The organism is Bradyrhizobium sp. LeoA1Lang (genome assembly GCF_055413685.1).
On sequence record NZ_JBVAPG010000030.1, the window covers coordinates 1 to 16,183 of the forward strand.

The 16,183-nt window shown below is 64.1% G+C and carries 12 protein-coding genes and 1 pseudogene; 7 read left to right on the forward strand and 6 right to left on the reverse strand.

Going from position 1 to position 16,183, the window contains the following annotated elements:
• Positions 1 to 598: 598 nt before the first annotated feature.
• From ACZYOF_RS13095 to ACZYOF_RS13105, 3 genes and pseudogenes are all read right to left on the reverse strand, one after another.
• Entirely contained in the window at positions 599 to 1,210 is a 612-nt protein-coding gene (locus ACZYOF_RS13095) for a flavin reductase family protein (RefSeq protein ID WP_130583395.1), read from the reverse strand.
• Between the two features lie 105 nt (positions 1,211 to 1,315).
• Positions 1,316 to 2,585: pseudogene (locus ACZYOF_RS13100) on the reverse strand (acyl-CoA dehydrogenase family protein).
• 138 nt (positions 2,586 to 2,723) lie between these two features.
• Positions 2,724 to 3,503 carry an SDR family NAD(P)-dependent oxidoreductase gene (locus ACZYOF_RS13105; protein ID WP_130583396.1) on the reverse strand — a complete coding sequence of 260 codons (780 nt, stop codon included), beginning with the start codon at positions 3,501 to 3,503 and terminating at the stop codon, positions 2,724 to 2,726.
• A gap of 183 nt (positions 3,504 to 3,686) precedes the next feature.
• Between ACZYOF_RS13105 and ACZYOF_RS13110 the strand changes: the two genes are divergently transcribed.
• From ACZYOF_RS13110 to ACZYOF_RS13120, 3 genes are read left to right on the forward strand one after another with little or no spacing between them, the layout of a single operon-like run.
• On the forward strand, positions 3,687 to 4,478 hold the full coding sequence (locus ACZYOF_RS13110) for an enoyl-CoA hydratase/isomerase (protein WP_463716003.1): 792 nt from the start codon (positions 3,687 to 3,689) through the stop codon (positions 4,476 to 4,478).
• On the forward strand, positions 4,475 to 5,461 hold the full coding sequence (locus tag ACZYOF_RS13115; protein ID WP_463716004.1) for a phosphotransferase family protein: 987 nt from the start codon (positions 4,475 to 4,477) through the stop codon (positions 5,459 to 5,461). The genes ACZYOF_RS13110 and ACZYOF_RS13115 overlap by 4 nt, the downstream gene beginning before the upstream one ends.
• A gap of 1 nt (position 5,462) precedes the next feature.
• Entirely contained in the window at positions 5,463 to 5,846 is a 384-nt protein-coding gene (locus tag ACZYOF_RS13120) for a DUF6285 domain-containing protein (RefSeq protein ID WP_463716005.1), read from the forward strand.
• Positions 5,847 to 5,957: 111 nt separating this feature from the next.
• Here ACZYOF_RS13120 and ACZYOF_RS13125 read toward each other — a convergent pair whose 3' ends face one another.
• Positions 5,958 to 6,737 carry an enoyl-CoA hydratase-related protein gene (locus ACZYOF_RS13125; protein ID WP_463716006.1) on the reverse strand — a complete coding sequence of 260 codons (780 nt, stop codon included), beginning with the start codon at positions 6,735 to 6,737 and terminating at the stop codon, positions 5,958 to 5,960.
• A 218-nt stretch (positions 6,738 to 6,955) separates the two neighbouring features.
• On the opposite strand from ACZYOF_RS13125, the gene ACZYOF_RS13130 reads away from it, so the two are divergent.
• Positions 6,956 to 8,230, forward strand: coding sequence for an acyl-CoA dehydrogenase family protein (locus ACZYOF_RS13130; RefSeq protein WP_463716007.1), 1,275 nt, complete (start codon positions 6,956 to 6,958; stop codon positions 8,228 to 8,230).
• Between the two features lie 160 nt (positions 8,231 to 8,390).
• Here ACZYOF_RS13130 and ACZYOF_RS13135 read toward each other — a convergent pair whose 3' ends face one another.
• Entirely contained in the window at positions 8,391 to 9,266 is an 876-nt protein-coding gene (locus tag ACZYOF_RS13135) for an SDR family oxidoreductase (protein ID WP_282529257.1), read from the reverse strand.
• Positions 9,267 to 9,366: 100 nt separating this feature from the next.
• Between ACZYOF_RS13135 and ACZYOF_RS13140 the strand changes: the two genes are divergently transcribed.
• The 3 genes from ACZYOF_RS13140 to ppc all read left to right on the forward strand — a co-directional run bounded on the left by ACZYOF_RS13140 (position 9,367) and on the right by ppc (position 14,943).
• Positions 9,367 to 10,179: a crotonase/enoyl-CoA hydratase family protein gene (locus ACZYOF_RS13140; RefSeq protein ID WP_130577154.1), complete on the forward strand. Its 813-nt coding sequence runs from the start codon at positions 9,367 to 9,369 to the stop codon at positions 10,177 to 10,179.
• 172 nt (positions 10,180 to 10,351) lie between these two features.
• Positions 10,352 to 11,899, forward strand: a complete 1,548-nt coding sequence (locus ACZYOF_RS13145) for an acyl-CoA synthetase (protein ID WP_463716008.1) — start codon at positions 10,352 to 10,354, stop codon at positions 11,897 to 11,899.
• A 254-nt stretch (positions 11,900 to 12,153) separates the two neighbouring features.
• Positions 12,154 to 14,943, forward strand: a complete 2,790-nt coding sequence (gene ppc, locus ACZYOF_RS13150; RefSeq protein ID WP_463716009.1) for a phosphoenolpyruvate carboxylase — start codon at positions 12,154 to 12,156, stop codon at positions 14,941 to 14,943.
• Between the two features lie 79 nt (positions 14,944 to 15,022).
• Here the strand turns inward: ppc and ACZYOF_RS13155 are convergent, their stop codons facing one another.
• Positions 15,023 to 16,135, reverse strand: a complete 1,113-nt coding sequence (locus ACZYOF_RS13155) for an SMP-30/gluconolactonase/LRE family protein (protein ID WP_130577152.1) — start codon at positions 16,133 to 16,135, stop codon at positions 15,023 to 15,025.
• Between the last annotated feature and the right edge of the window lie 48 nt (positions 16,136 to 16,183).

The window sequence follows — 16,183 nt, forward strand, 5'->3', positions numbered from 1 at the left end:
CCGGCCACCGGCCCACAACCGGGTTGGCCGCCCCCCCGCGGCGCCGCTGTCGCTCGCCAGCGCTGCGCTTGGGGCGAGCGAGCGACGGCGGCTCCGAGGGGATGGCTTGGCCGGACCCCATGACCGATTTTGCTGAACTTGACGCACAGAACTCCCGGTCACCGGGGAGAGCACGAAGGAAGCCGTAACACCATCGCGCAGGGAAAGCCGGAATGCTTCGGTTGAGCCTGTGGTCCTACCCCCGTGCTTTTTGTTGCACGGGACCCATGGGTGCAACCGGCACCCGGCTTTCCCTGCGCCCTCTGTTCGATGAGAGGGTGAAACGAGACGCAAAGCTCGGGCGTAAAACGCCGCGAGAATGCGAACGCACATCCCTTCCGCTGTTTGACATTTGAATCAGAACTTACCCCGTCATTGCGAGCGCAGCGAAGCAATCCATCGCGCCACTTGCGGAGACGTGGATTGCTTCGCTGCGCTCGCAATGACGTGGAGAGAGCGTGCCGATTGCACGAACGTCGTAGGGTGGGCAAAGCGCAGCGTGCCCACCATCGCGCGCAGAGCGTCAGACGACCGCGGCGCGCCTGCTCGCCCTACGGATCTACGGCTTCGCGCCCTCGGCGGTCGGAAACACCACCCGGTCATCGGTGCGGCAATAGCGGTCGGCGAACATGCGGCCGACCGGGTGGTAGCGCTCCATGTGCACGCGCATGGCCTCGCGGTCCCACAGCTCGTCGCGGATGTAGAAGTGGATGCCTTCACCCATGATCAGCCGGCGGTCGTTGACGTCGATGATCTTCCAGGTCTTGCATTCCATCGCCCATGGCGCGTCGGCGAGGCGCGGCACCGCCACGCTGGTCGATGGCGCAAGCTTGAGCCCGAGATAATCGGGCTCGCCGACATCTGGCGGAAAGTCGCCGCTGGTCTCGTGCATCGCGTGCGCCAGCGGCTCGTCGGTCATGTTGACCACGAACTCGCCGGTACGCTCGATGTTGACAAGCGTATCCTTCACCCGCCCGTCCGGCCGCAGATTGACCGCGAACATGCAGAGCGGCGGGTCCTCGCAGAACACGTTGAAGAAGCTGAACGGCGCGGCATTGACAACGCCGGTTGGGCCTGTGCTCGTCACCCAGGCGATCGGTCGTGGCAGCACGAAGGATGCCAGCACCTTATAGCGCTCGCGGGGCTTCAGATCGCTGGCAGCGTATTCCATGAAGGCTCCTGTAGGGTGGGCAAAGCGAAGCGTGCCAACCATTCTGGCTCGGCTCGCGAGGGTGGGCACGCTTCGCTTTGCCCACCCTACGAATCGCCGCGCCCTTTACGGCATGCTCAGTTCGTGTCGGCCGACCACCATCCAATGCACCTCGTCCGGACCGTCGGCGAAGCGGAGGTGGCGGACGTCCTGGTACATTTCGGCCAGTGGCGTCCATTGCGAGATGCCGGTGGCGCCGTGCATCTGGATCGCCTGGTCGATGATCTTGCAGGCGCGCTCGGGGATCATGGCCTTGACCATGGAGACCCAGACGCGCGCTTCCTTGTTGCCGAGCACGTCCATCGCCTTCGCCGCTTTCAGCACCATCAGCCGCATCGCCTCGATCTCGCAGCGCGCCTGCGCGATGATCTGGAGATTGCCGCCGAGATGCGCGATCTTCTTGCCGAAGGCTTCACGGGTGAGGCCGCGCTGCACCATCATGTCGAGCGCCTTCTCCGCTTTGCCGATGGTGCGCATGCAGTGATGGATGCGGCCCGGCCCCAGGCGAACCTGGGAGATCTCAAAGCCGCGGCCTTCGCCGAGCAGCATGTTCTCCTTCGGCACCCGGACATTGTTGAAGCGCAGATGCATGTGTCCGCGCGGGGCATGATCCTGTCCGAACACATGCATGGGACCGAGGATCTCGACGCCGGGCGTGTCCTTTGGCACCAGGATCTGCGACTGCTGCTTGCTCGGCGGCGCGTCCGGATTGGTCTTCACCATCACGATCATGATCTTGCAGCGGGGATCGCCGAGGCCGGAGATGTAGTATTTCTCGCCGTTGATGACCCACTCGTCACCGACGAGCTTGGCGGTGGTGGAGATGTTCTTGGCGTCCGACGAGGCAACGTTGGGCTCGGTCATGGCGTAGGCCGAACGGATCTCGCCGTTCAGGAGCGGCTTCAGCCACTTCTCCTTCTGCTCCTTGGTGCCGACACGCTCCAGCACTTCCATGTTGCCGGTATCAGGCGCCGAGCAGTTCATGGTCTCGGAGGCCAGCGGGCTCTTGCCGAGCTCGGACGCGATATAGGCGTAGTCGAGATTGTTCAGGCCTTCGCCGGTCTCGGCGTCGGGCAGGAAGAAGTTCCAGAGGCCTTCCTCCTTGGCCTTCTTCTTGGCTTTCTCCAAAACCTCGATCTGGCCGTCGGTAAAGCTCCAGCGGTCCTTCTTGTTCTCGCCGTGCCGATAGAATTCGACCGACATCGGCTCGACGGTTTCCCGGATGAACTTCTTCACATGCTCAGGGACGGACCTGATCCGACATGCGGAGGTCGTTGAGCTCGTCGCCCGGATTGAGCGTGTAGTTGGTGGTCCGGGGTATGTAGGCGTGTTTCATGTTCTTCCTCCCATCGCCGAGATCGTTGCGGCCAACCATAGACGCGGTGGTTTCAAAGTGCGAGCGCGCTTTTTTCATGGGTGCCTGCGCTGACGCAGCGCAGGACGCCATTGCCGCATGACGGAATTCGAACAGCGTTTAAAACGCTGTGTAGCCGCCGTCGATCACGAAACAATCCGTCGTGTGATACGACGACGCATTGCTCATCAAGTAGACCGCGATGCCGCCGAAGTCGGAAGGCTCGCCGAAGCGGCGCACGGGGATGCGTGGCATCACATTGGCGACGAATTTCTCGTTCGACATGATGCCAGCCGTCATCTCGCTCTTGATCCAGCCGGGCAGGATCGCATTCGCGGTGACGCCATGGCGGGCAAGCTCGACGCCGAGGGCGCGCACGAGCGCGTTGATCGCGGCCTTGGTGCCGGCATAGTGCTCGTTGCGCGCGGTGCCGAACAGCGACGCCAGGCTCGAGGTGGCGACGAGGCGGCCGAAGGCGTCGCCGGCCTCGGCACGCTCGGTCATGTGGCGGGCGGCGGCCTGGAACACGTGGAAAACGCCGTCGAGATTGGTTGCGAACATGGTTCGCCATTCCTCCTCGGTGCGGTCGATGAAGGCGCGTCGTCCGCCGCCGCCGATCCCGGCATTGGCGAAGCAGCCATCGACGCGGCCGAAAGTGTCGAGCGTCGCCTTCATCGCATCCTGCACCGAGGCCGCATTACTGACATCGCAGATGCGGGTGTCGACCTTGCCGGGACCCGCCGCCATCGTTGCCGCAGCCGCCTTGTTCTTCTCGGCGTTGCGGCCCCAGATCGAGACATCGCAGCCGGCGGCATTCAGCGCCTGCGCGATGCCAAGCCCGATCCCGCCATTGCCACCGGTGATGACCGCGACGCGGCCGGAGAGGTCGAAGATGCTCATGGTATTTTTTCCTTGGCGTATTTCCCTGGGGTGTTTCCATTTGGCCTGACGCACGTTAATCGTGCATCCGAAAGCGAGGCGTGCTTGCTCCACCATGGACAAGCGCGTCTCAAAAATCAAATATGGGTCGAAGATTTGGCCCACCGCGTTACCCATGGCGCGGGTGCAACCCACGAGGAAACAATGCAATTTAAACATGTCACGCTCGATTTCGATGGACCGGTCGCGGTCCTCAAGCTCGACCATCAGGAAGTCATGAACGCGGTGTCGATCGACATGCTCGGCGGCCTCGCCGAGGCGCTCGATGCGATCGAGGACAAGCGGGACGAGGTGCGCTGCCTTGTGATCACCGGTGCCGGCCGCGCCTTCTGCACCGGCGCCAATCTGCAAGGACGAAACAACCAGACGCCGGGCAAGCGTAACGCAGGCGCGGCGCTGGAGACCGCGTTCCATCCGTTCCTGCGGCGGCTGCGCAATCTGCATTGCCCGATCGTCACCGCGGTCAACGGGCCGGCGGCGGGCGCCGGCATGAGCTTCGCGCTGATGGGCGACATGATCCTGTGCGCGCGTTCGGCCTATTTCCTGCAGGCGTTCCGCCGCATCGGTCTGGTGCCGGATTGCGGCTCGACCTGGCTCTTGCCGCGGCTGGTCGGCAAGGCGCGCGCGATCGAATTGTCGCTGATGGGCGAGCGGCTGCCGGCAGAGAAGGCGCTGGAATGGGGCCTCATCAATCGGCTCTACGACGACGGTGTGCTGATGGACGAGGCGATGAAGCTCGCGCATGAGCTTGCCAACGGCCCGACGGTCGCACTGTCGCTGATCCGCAAGCTCTATTGGGACAGCCCGGAGAATTCGTTCGAGGATCAGCTCGACCTGGAATACCAGTCCCAGCGGCTTGCCGGCACCACCGAGGATTTCAAGGAAGGCGTCACCGCGTTCCTCGAGAAGCGCCCGGCGAAGTTCAAGGGCAAATGATCGAGGCCGAGCTCGCGCGCTGCGTCGCGTCCTTCCGTCCGGGGGCGACCGGCGTCACCGGCGCCGCAAAACTTTCCGGCGGCGCCAGCCAGGAAACCTGGACGTTCGATATCGTGCATCCGGACGGCACTATCGGCGCAATCCTGCGCCGCGCGCCGCCGGGCTTTGGTGCAGCACCCTCGCGCGCGGCCGGGCTCGATGCCGAGGCGAGCTTGATGCAGCTCGCGCACGACGCCGGCCTGCCGTCGCCGCGCGTGCTGCACGTGCTGAATCCGGAGGAGGGACTCGGCACCGGCTTCATCATGGCGCGCATTGAGGGCGAGACCATCGCGCGGAAAATCCTGCGCGACGAGCAGTTTGCGAAGGCGCGGCCGCTGCTGGCGCGCCAGCTCGGCAAGGTCGCTGCCGGCATCCACGGCTTGCCGGCGGCGAAGCTGCCGAAGCTGCGGCAGATGACGGCGACCAAGGAGATCGGCGATCTCGAGCGCGAATATCGCGGCTTCGACTGGCCGCGCCCGGTGTTCGAGCTGGCGCTGCGTTGGCTGCGCGACCACGATCCCGGTCCATCGGACGAGGTGACGCTGGTGCACGGCGATTTCCGTCATGGCAACCTTATCATTGGTCCCGACGGCGTGCGCGCGGTGCTGGACTGGGAGCTCGCGCATTTCGGCGATCCGATGGAGGATCTCGGCTGGATCTGCGTCAACTCCTGGCGCTTCGGCGAGATCGACAAGCCGGTCGGCGGCTTCGGTTCGCGCGAGGAACTGTTCGCAGGTTACGAGGAGACCGGCCGCAAGGTCGATCCTGTCAGAGTAATGTTCTGGGAAGTGATGGGTACGCTGCGCTGGGGCGTGATGTGCTGCGGCATGATGCAGCGCTTCCGCTCTGGCCCCGACCATTCCATGGAGCGCGCGATGATCGGCCGCCGTGCGTCGGAGACCGAGATCGATCTGCTCAGGCTATTGGCACCGCGAGGGCGTTGAGATGCAGGATGAACCGACACCCAACGAGCTGATCAAGGCGGTCGCCGATTTTCTGCGCAGCGAGATCGCGCCTGCGATCGAAGGCCACAACGCGTTCAAGCTACGCGTCGGCATCAACGCGCTCGACCTGGTGATACGGCAGCTAACGCTCGCGCAAGCGGCCGATGCTGCCGAGGCTGCGCGGCTGCAGAAATTGCTCGGCACCGATGGTTCGCTGTTCGAGCTGAACCGTGCGCTTTCGGAGAAGATCGCAAAAGGCGAGATTGATCTGCAGACACCGGGGCTGGCCGAGCATCTCTGGCAGACCACAATGGACAAGCTAGCCGTCGACCAGCCGAACTATGGGTCCTACAAGCGAGAGCTGGGCGACACAACGAGATCGTAGTTATGTCGTCATGCCCGGGCTTGTCCCGGGCATCCACGTGCTTCTTCATCGAAGTGCCAAAGAACGTGGATGGCCGGGACAAGCCCGGCCATGACGGAGAGGGCAGATAACTTACTTCCCCACCCACTTCGGCGGGCGCTTCTCGGCAAACGCCTTCGGGCCCTCGATGTAATCCTGCGAGGCTGCCATCGCCTTCACCGCGCGGTAATCGCGCTGCTCGTTGATTGCCTGCTCCAGCGACACGGCCAGGCCGCGTTCGATGGTCTGCTTGGAGGCGCGGATCGACATCGGCGAGTTCTTGCAGATGGTCTCGGCCCAGCGCACGGCAGCGGCGAGCGCTTCGCCCTGCGGCACGACCTCGTTGACGAAGCCGAGCTCGTGGCCTTCCTTCGCGCTGACGTGGCGCGCGGTGAGGATCATGCCCATCGCGCGCTTCAGCCCGATCTGCCGCGGCAATCGGTGCAGGCCGCCGGCGAGCGCGGCGAGACCGACGCGCGGTTCCGGCAGCGCGAAGGTCGCGTTCTCGGCGGCAATGATGAGGTCGCAGGCGAGCGCGATCTCGAAGCCGCCGCCCATCGCCACGCCATTGACGGCGGCGATGATCGGCTTGTCGCAGTCGAAGCGCGAGGTCAGCCCACCGAAGCCGCCCTTGTCCCAGCCGCGCTTGCCGCCTGCCGCCTGCCATTTCAAATCGTTGCCGGCGCAGAACGCCTTGTCGCCGGCACCGGTGACGATCGCGACCCATTGCTCGGGATCGGCGGAAAAGTCGTCGAACACCTTGTTGAGCTCGAAATGTGCCTCGATATGCAGCGCGTTGTACACCTCGGGGCGCGACAGCGTTACGATCGTGATCGGGCCCTTGCGTTCCACCTTCGAGAATTTCAGATCCATATTCGCTCCCGCTGATTTTCTGTGGCGAAGAATATTGGCCGCGATATTAGCGCCGGCTTGGGGTTTGATGCCACTCAATTACGCAAGCAAGGCGCGCATGCCAAGCGCGACGTGATTGCTTGACTTGAGCGCCGTATTCTCACCTTAATCGACGAAGCAGGAGCGCGCAGCGCCTAAACGCAAAACGACAATCAACGATATCTCCGGGAGAGACTGCCTTGGATTTCAACCTGCCGGCCGACCTCGTCGCCTATCTCGCCGAACTCGATGCCTTCATCGCGCGCGAGATCAAGCCGCTGGAGGAGGCCGACAATAATATCCGCTTCTTCGACCACCGCCGCGAATGGGCGCGCACCGATTTCGACAATGGCGGCCTGCCGCGGCACGAATGGGAGGCGCTGCTGCGCAAAGCAAAGGACCGCGCCGATGCCGCGGGCCATCTACGCTTCGCGATCCCGAAACGCTATGGCGGCAAGGACGGCTCCAACCTCTGGATGGCCGTGATCCGCGAGCATTTTGCCTCCAAGGGTCTAGGCCTGCACAACGACCTGCAGAACGAGCATTCGATCGTCGGCAATTTCCCTGTCGTCACCATGCTGGACCGCTACGGCAGCGACGCGCAGAAGGCGATGATCGACGGCTCGATCACTGGCAAATACCGCATCACCTTCGGCCTCACCGAGCCCGACCACGGTTCCGATGCGACATATATGGAGACCAAGGCGGAGCCTGCGACCCGGGACAACGTCAAGGGCTGGCTGATCAACGGCGAGAAGATGTGGACCACGGGCATGCATGTCGCGACCCACTGCGCGCTGTTTGCGCGCACGTCAGGCAATGATGGCGACGCGCGCGGCATCACCTGCTTCCTGGTGCCGGCGAAATCGGAAGGCGTGAAGGTCGAGCAATACATGTGGACCTTCAACATGCCGACCGATCATCCCCGCGTCAGCTTCACGGATGTGTTCGTGCCTGAGGATGCGTTGTTCGGCGAGGTCGGCCGCGGGCTGTCGCTGGCGCAGTGCTTCGTGCACGAGAACCGCATCCGCCAGGCCGCGAGCTCGCTCGGCGCTGCCGTCTACTGCATCAACGAAAGCGTCAACTATGCGCGGGAGCGAAAGCCGTTCGGCAAGGCGCTGGCCGAGAACCAGGCGATCCAGTGGCCGCTGGTCGAACTCGCCACGCAAGCGGAGATGCTGCGTCTCTTGATCCGCAAGACCGCCTGGGAAATGGACCAGCTCACCCAGGCGCAGGTCGAGCACACGCTCTCCGACAAGGTCTCGATGTGCAACTACTGGGCAAACCGCCTCTGCTGCGAGGCCGCCGACCGCGCCATGCAAGTCCACGGCGGCATGGGCTATTCACGCCACAAACCGTTCGAGCACATCTACCGCCACCACCGCCGCTACCGCATCACGGAAGGCAGCGAGGAAATCCAGAAGCGCAAGGTGGCGGGCTTCCTGTTCGGCTATATGGGAGCGGGGAAGCGCTAGCCCCGCACTCCACTGTCGTCCTCGCGAAGGCGGGGACCCATAACCACAAGTGGATGTGATAAGCAAAGCTGTAACTGCTTGCTCGCGCCACAACGCCGCCCTGTGGTTATGGGTCCCGGGTCGCGCTTCGCTTGCCCGGGGACGACGGCCACCGCGCGGGTCACCCCCGCGCCGCGCGATCCTTCTCGTTCTGCGCCTTGATCGAGTCGCGGGCCTGGGTCCAGTCGTCGTCGCTCCATTCGCGGAGCTGATAGAAATTGCCGCCCATGGCGAGCGCCTGGGCGCCGTCCATTGCGATGGTCTCGCCGTTGATCCAGTCGCAACCGCCGGAGATCAGGAACACGGCGAGGTTCTGCAATTCCTCCATGGTGCCGACGCGGCCCATCGGGTTCATCGCTTTGGTCCGCGCGCCGGCTTCGTCGCCCGGCTTGATGCGCTTGCTCATGCCTTCGGTCGGGATCTCGCCGGGCGCGATGGTGTTGAGGCGGATGCCGTGTTTGCCCCATTCGATCGCAAGCGACATAGTCATGGCGTGGATCGCAGACTTGCTCATCGCCGACGGCACCACATAGGGCGAGCCGTTGCGCACCCAAGTGACGCTGATCGACACCACATTGCCGCGCTGCTTGCCGGCGATCCAGCGTCGCCCGACCGCATGGGTGACGTAGAACGTGCCGTGCATCACGATATTGGCGACCGCATCGAAGCCGCGCGGCGAGAGCTCTTCGGAGCGCGAGATGAAATTGCCGGCGGCGTTGTTGATGAGGTCGGTGAGGGGGCCGCTGGTCGTCCAGATCGCCTCGACCATCTCGTCGACGGCCAGTGCATTGCGGATATCGACGCCGTGGCTGACCACGCGCCCGCCATACTGGTCCATCAACTCGGTCGCGGTCTCGTCGCAGACGATCTTGCGGCGGCCGCAGATATGCACTTCGGCCCCCAACTGCAGGAATTTGGCGGCCATGGACTTGCCGAGACCGGTACCACCCCCGGTCACGAGGATACGCCGTCCGGCGAGAAGCTGATCTGTGAACATGGTTTCCACCCAAAGGGGATTGTCAGTTAATTGGTCGATTGACTAAAACCGGCAACGGCCCTTCTGTAAAGCGCCATCAAGAACAGCGGAGGACAATTCCATGGAGCAACGCGTCACGATCTCGGTTTCCGACGGGATCGCCGATGTCCGGCTGGTGCGCGCGGACAAGATGAATGCGCTGGATGCCCCGATGTTCGAGGCGCTGGTGGCCGCGACCGAGCGCCTTTCGACCGAAAAAGGCGTCCGGGTGGTAGTATTGTCCGGGGAGGGGCGGGCGTTCTGCGCCGGCCTCGACATGGGACGTTTCGCCGCGATGAAGGAGAAGGGCGGCAACGGGATCGCCGGCGGCGAAACGCGCGACCTGACCGTCCGGACCCACGGCGAGGCCAATTTCCCGCAACAGGCGGTGTGGGGCTGGCGGCAGCTCCCGGTGCCGGTCATCGCCGCGGTTCACGGCGTAGCCTTCGGCGGCGGCTTCCAGCTCGCGCTCGGCGCCGACATGCGGTTCCTCAGCGCTGATGCGCGGATGTCGATCATGGAGATCAAATGGGGCCTGGTGCCCGACATGGCGGGCACGCCGATCCTCGCCACGCTGGTGCGCGACGACATCTTGCGCGAGCTCACCTATACGGGGCGCATCTTCTCGGCCCAGGAGGCGCTGAGCTATGGACTTGCGACCCGGGTGTGCGACGATCCGCGCGCCGCGGCCTTCGATGTCGCGCGTGAGATCGCCGGCAAGAGCCCGGATGCGGTCCGCGCGGCCAAGCGCCTGCTGAACAAACTGTCGGTCGATCCGGGTCCTGCGCTACTCGCCGAGTCCGTCGAGCAGCAGAAGCTGTTGGGCAGCCCGAACCAGACGGAAGCGGTCCGGGCCAACATCGACAAGCGCCCGCCGCGCTTTGTGGATGCGTGAGCCGCCACGCACCGCCCTCATCCCGAGGAGCCGCGCAAGCGGCGTCTCGAGGGATGGGCCGCGGGTGGGACATCCGGGGCCTCATGGTTCGAGACGGCGCTGCGCGCCTCCTCACCATGAGGGGTCATCGTCGGAGCAAGTCGACACAAGCACGCAGCAAAGAACAATAACAATGAGCGAAACCTCCCAACTCTTCCTCGGCATCATCAGCGGCGATCACAGGCGCACGCATCAAGAAGTCGCCGAGCGCACTGAGCGCATCGCCAGCGGCTTGCGGAAGCTCGGCGTCCGCGAGGGCGACAGCGTGTGCATGTTGATGCGCAACGACATCACCTTCATCGAGGCCGCCTATGCCGCAATGCGGCTCGGAGCCTATGGCGTGCCGATCAACTGGCATTTCAAGCCGGAAGAGATCAACTACGTGCTGACGGATTCCGGCACGAAGGTGCTGATCGCGCATGCCGATATGCTGCATCCGCTGCGGGATGCTATCCCTGCCGGCGTCACCGTGCTGAGCGTGCCGACGCCGCCGGAAATCCTGGCGAATTACAAGATCAATCCCGATCATCTCGGCGTGCCGGATTTCGCTGTTGATTTCGAGCCCTGGCTCGCGAAGCACCCACGCTATGACGGCCCGGTGGTGCCGCAGCCGCAGAACATGATCTACACCTCGGGCACGACAGGCCATCCCAAGGGCGTCCGCCGCTTCGCGCCGACACCGGAGCAGGCGGCCAATGCGGAAGCGATGCGCGCCATGATCTATGGCCTCAGGCCTGGCGTCCGCGCGCTGCTGCCGGGTCCGCTCTATCATTCCGCGCCGAATTCCTTCGGCCTCCGTTCCGGCCGGCTCGGGGGCGCGCTGCTGATGATGCCGCGCTTCGATGCGGAAGATTTCCTGGCCCTGGTCGAGGAGCAGCGGGTCGACACCGTCTTCATGGTGCCGACCATGTTCATCCGCCTGATGAAGCTGCCCGAGAAAGTGCGCAGGAAATATGACGTGTCCTCGCTGCGCCATGTCATCCATGCCGCCGCGCCCTGTCCGGCCGATATCAAGCGCGCGATGATCGAGTGGTGGGGGCCGGTGATCTATGAGTTCTACGGCTCGACCGAGTCCGGCGCGGTGACGTTCGCGAATTCCGAGGATGCGCTGAAGAAGCCCGGCACCGTCGGCAAGATCTCACCCGGCGCCGAGCTGCGCTTCATCGGCGAGGACGGCAAAGTGCTGCCATCAGGCGAGATCGGCGAGATCTATTCGCGCATCGCGGGCAATCCGGACTTCACCTATCACAACAAGCCGGACAAGCGCGTCGAGATCGACCGCGACGGGTTCGTCACATCAGGCGACGTCGGCTATATCGACGAGGACGGTTACGTCTTCATCTGCGACCGCAAGCGCGACATGGTGATCTCGGGCGGGGTCAACATCTATCCGGCAGAGATCGAGGCGGTGCTGCATGCCGTTCCCGGCGTGCATGATTGCGCGGTGTTCGGTATCCCCGATGCCGAATTCGGCGAGGCGCTGATGGCGGTGGTCGAGCCGCAAACAGGGGCCAAGCTGGACGTCGCCTCGGTCCGCGCCCAGCTCAAGGCGTCGCTCGCCGACTACAAGGTGCCCAAGCACATCGAAATCGCGACCAACCTGCCGCGCGAGGATTCCGGAAAGATCTTCAAGCGCCGCCTCCGCGATCCCTATTGGGAACAGGCAGGCAGGAGGATTTGACTTTCCGTCGTCCCGGGCTTGACCCTCCCGACCCTCATGGTGAGGAGGCGCGCAGCGCCGTCTGGAACCATGAGGCCACGATCGTACCCGCGGCCCATCCTTCGAGACGCCGCTTACGCGGCTCCTCAGGATGAGGATGGAGATGGGGCGGGCGGCGCAACATCTCGTGTGCGCCGCCCCCAACTTCGTCTTGCGCTGCGGCAAAAAAGTTGCACACTCCGCACCTGCCGGGCAGTTGCTGGAGCGATCAGCCAATGTCTCCCCAGACCACGTCTTCCGAGACCGATGTCCGCGCCAATCGCGCTGAGGACAGCCAGGCGCTCGAGGAGGATGCGCGACTGCGCAATGACATCCGCCTGCTCGGGCGCGTCCTCGGCGACACCGTGCGCGACCAGGAGGGCGCCGACGTCTTCGACCTGGTGGAACGCATCCGGCAGACCTCGATCCGGTTCCATCGGGATGAAGACCGGCAGGCGCGGGGGGAACTGGAAACCATCCTCGACAGCATGTCGATCTCGGAAACGGTGCGGATCGTCCGCGCCTTCAGCTATTTCTCCCACCTCGCCAACATCGCCGAGGACCAGAACAACATTCGCCAGATGCGGGGGCGGGGAGCAGCCGCGCCGCGTCCGAGCCTGCTGGCGCAGGCCGTGGACCATGCGCAGCGGGCCGGTTTCAGCCCGGACGATTTGCGCCGCTTCTTCAAGGGTGCCCTGGTCAGCCCCGTTCTGACCGCTCATCCGACCGAGGTCCGGCGCAAGAGCACGATGGACCGCGAGATGGAAGTTGCACGCCTGCTCGACCGGCGCGAGCGGTTGCAGATGACGCCGGAAGAGAGCGAGGCCAGCGACGAGCAGCTTCGCCGCGCCGTGGTGACGCTATGGCAGACCAATCTGTTGCGCCGGACCAAGCTTACGGTGCTGGACGAGGTCACCAACGGATTGTCGTTCTACGACTACACGTTCCTCCACGAGGTGCCGCGGCTGCATTGCGCGCTGGAGGACCGGCTCAACAAGGAAGGCGGCGAGCCCGGCGAACTCGCATCCTTCCTGAGGATGGGAAGCTGGATCGGCGGCGACCGCGACGGCAACCCGTACGTCACCGCCGACGTCATGCGCGGCACGCTGCGGCTGCAGTCGAGCCGGATATTGAGCTTCTATCTGGAAGAGCTGCACGTACTCGGCGCCGAATTGTCGTTGGCCAAGAACCTCGCCGATGTTTCTGACGAACTGCGTGTGCTCGCCGAGCGCTCGCCCGATCCTTCGCCGCACCGGAGCGGCGAGCCGTATCGGCTCGCGGTATCCGGCATCTACGCCCGGCTGACCGCGACCGCCGAGAAGCTGCAGGTCGAGATCACGCGGCGGCCGGTCGGCAGGGCCGAGCCCTATACAAACGTCAACGAGATCAAGGCCGATCTCGACGTGCTCGACCGTTCGCTGATCGCAAACAACTCCGCCGTCATCGCGCGCGGACGCTTGCGGCTGCTGCGGCGCGCGGTGGATTGCTTCGGTTTCCATCTCGCCCGCCTCGACATCAGGCAAAACTCCGCGGTGCATGAGCGCACCGTCGCCGAACTGCTCGATACCGCGATCCCCGGCATGTCCTACATGGCGCTCAGCGAGGACGCCCGCATCAACCTGTTGCTCGGCGAGCTTCGCAGCGCGCGTCCGCTGTCGTCGCCCTTCGTGAAATACAGCGAGGAGACGCAGGGCGAACTCGCGGTGTTCCGGGCCGCCGCCGAAGCGCATGCGACCTTCGGCACGGAGGCGATTTCCCAATGCATCATCTCGATGTGCAAAGGCATGTCCGACATGCTTGAGGTCGCCGTGCTGCTGAAGGAGGTCGGGCTCATCAACCCCTCCGGCCGCAGCGCCATCAACATCGTGCCGCTGTTCGAGACCATCGAGGATCTGCAGGCCTCCAGCGGCATCATGGACCGCATGCTGGCGCTGCACGATTATCGCCGATTGGTGGACAGCCGCGGCGGCGTGCAGGAGGTGATGCTCGGCTATTCCGACAGCAACAAGGACGGCGGGTTCGTCACTTCCGGCTGGGAGCTCTACAAGGCGGAAATCGGCCTCGTCGAGGTATTTGAGCGCCATCACGTGCGCCTGCGCCTGTTCCATGGCCGCGGCGGCTCGGTCGGCCGCGGCGGCGGCCCGAGCTATGACGCCATCATCGCCCAGCCCGGCGGCGCCGTGAACGGCCAGATCAGGATCACCGAGCAGGGCGAGATCATATCGAGCAAATATTCCAACGCCGAAGTCGGCCGCAACAATCTGGAGATCCTTGCCGCCGCGACGCTCGAGACCAGCCTGCTGCAGCCCAGGCAAAGCGCGCCGCGCGCCGAATATCTGAAGGCGATGGAGCAGCTTTCGGCGCTTGCCTTCAAGGCCTACCGCGGTCTGGTCTACGAGACCGACGGCTTTGCCGATTATTTTTGGGGCTCGACGGTCATCAACGAGATCGCGACGCTCAACATCGGCAGCCGACCGGCGTCGCGCAAGAAGACCCGCGAGATCGAGGACCTCCGCGCCATTCCCTGGGTGTTCTCCTGGGCGCAGTGCCGGCTGATGCTGCCGGGCTGGTATGGCTTCGGCAGCGCGGTTGAGGCCTGGATCGCGGAGCATCCGGAGCAGGGCATGCCATTCCTGCAGGAGCTCTACCGGGAGTGGCCGTTCTTTCGCACGCTGCTCTCCAACATGGACATGGTGCTGGCAAAGAGCTCGATCGCGATCGCCTCGCGCTACGCCGAACTGGTGCCGGATGCCGAATTGCGTGAGAAGATTTTCGGCCGCATCCGCCGCGAATGGCATCTCTCGATCGAGACGCTGCTGGACATCATGGGCCATGAGCGGCTGTTGCAGGGCAACCCGCTGCTCGAACGCTCGATCCGCAACCGCTTCCCCTATCTCGACCCGCTCAACCACGTACAGGTGGAGCTGTTGAAGGAGCATCGCGCGCAGAACCCGGACGAGCAGGTGCTGCGCGGCATCCAGCTCACGATCAACGGGATATCCGCGGGGTTGAGGAATAGCGGGTAGCGAAGGGCGAATAGCGAATGGCGAGTAGCGAATAGACGTCTCCTATTCGCTATTCGCCACTCCCTATTCGCCGACTGCGTCAGCAGTTATGCGCGCCTTGCGTCTCCACATAGACCGCATAGAGCGACTGGCTCGCGGTCATGAACAGGCGGTTGCGCTTCTTGCCGCCGAAGCAGACGTTGGCGCAGGTCTCCGGCAGCAGGATCTGGCCGATGCGAGTGCCGTCGGGCGCGAACACCTGCACACCGTCATAGCCCGGACCGACCCAGCCGGCGCCGACCCAGATGTTGCCGTCGATGTCGACCCGCAGGCCGTCGGGGAAGCCTGACTTGCCGTCGAGCTTCATGTCGATCAATTGCTTCGGATTGGACAGCTTGTCGCCATTGATGTCGTAGCTCCAGACCACGTTGTTGGCATTCGGATAGTGCGTGATGCCGGTATCGCAGACATAGAGCTTCTTGTAGTCATGGCTGAAGGCGATGCCGTTCGGCTTGAACGGCTCGTCGGCAACCTTGGTGATCTGACCGGACTGGCCGTCGACCCGGTACACCGCCTCCTTCTGGTAGGGCTGCACCGAATTGGTGTTGGCGCGCTGCCCCTCGTAGATCGAGATCGCGCCATAGCCGGGATCGGTGAACCAGATCGACTTGTCGTTGGGGTGAGCCACCATGTCGTTCGGCCCGTTCAGCGGCTTGCCGTTGGCTTCCTGGGCCAGCACCGTCACCGTGCCGTTGTGCTCGAAACGCACCAGCCGCGTACGTTCGGCCGAAATCTGCCGTCCCTCGAAATCGAAGGAGTTGCCGTTGGCCTCGTTCGACGGTTTGCGGAATTGCTCGGAGATGTGGCCGTCGTCGTCGAGATAGCGAAGCTGCCGGTTGGCGGGGATGTCGCTCCAGACCAGATATTGCCCCTGCGCGTTCCAGGCGGGCCCCTCGGCCCACAGGCAGCCCGTATAGAGACGCTTGATCGCGGTGTTGCCGACCTTGGCTTTGAAGCGCTTCGGATCGATCACGACGATATCAGGGTCGGGATAGCGCTGCGGCTCCGCATTGCGACCGAAATCGCGGGCGAAGGCTTCCGGCGCCACCGCCGCAGTTGCAGCAATCGCCGTTGCACTGCGCAAAAGCGTCCGGCGGTCGAGCCCGATCGAGCCGCCGTCCTGCAGGTTGGGTGAATTGTTTGGATTGTTCATGACTTCCTCCCAGGCTTTTTTGTTGTTGGGAAGGAACTCATGCGCCCG

Excerpts from the sequence above, each read along its gene's own strand:
- ACZYOF_RS13095 (WP_130583395.1), bottom strand. The coding sequence starts at position 1,210 with ATGGAATACGCTGCCAGCGATCTGAAGCCCCGCGAGCGCTATAAGGTG.
- ACZYOF_RS13105 (WP_130583396.1), bottom strand. The coding sequence starts at position 3,503 with ATGAGCATCTTCGACCTCTCCGGCCGCGTCGCGGTCATCACCGGTGGC.
- ACZYOF_RS13110 (WP_463716003.1), top strand. The coding sequence starts at position 3,687 with ATGCAATTTAAACATGTCACGCTCGATTTCGATGGACCGGTCGCGGTC.
- ACZYOF_RS13115 (WP_463716004.1), top strand. The coding sequence starts at position 4,475 with ATGATCGAGGCCGAGCTCGCGCGCTGCGTCGCGTCCTTCCGTCCGGGG.
- ACZYOF_RS13120 (WP_463716005.1), top strand. The coding sequence starts at position 5,463 with ATGCAGGATGAACCGACACCCAACGAGCTGATCAAGGCGGTCGCCGAT.
- ACZYOF_RS13125 (WP_463716006.1), bottom strand. The coding sequence starts at position 6,737 with ATGGATCTGAAATTCTCGAAGGTGGAACGCAAGGGCCCGATCACGATC.
- ACZYOF_RS13135 (WP_282529257.1), bottom strand. The coding sequence starts at position 9,266 with ATGTTCACAGATCAGCTTCTCGCCGGACGGCGTATCCTCGTGACCGGG.
- ACZYOF_RS13140 (WP_130577154.1), top strand. The coding sequence starts at position 9,367 with ATGGAGCAACGCGTCACGATCTCGGTTTCCGACGGGATCGCCGATGTC.
- ACZYOF_RS13145 (WP_463716008.1), top strand. The coding sequence starts at position 10,352 with ATGAGCGAAACCTCCCAACTCTTCCTCGGCATCATCAGCGGCGATCAC.
- ppc (WP_463716009.1), top strand. The coding sequence starts at position 12,154 with ATGTCTCCCCAGACCACGTCTTCCGAGACCGATGTCCGCGCCAATCGC.
- ACZYOF_RS13155 (WP_130577152.1), bottom strand. The coding sequence starts at position 16,135 with ATGAACAATCCAAACAATTCACCCAACCTGCAGGACGGCGGCTCGATC.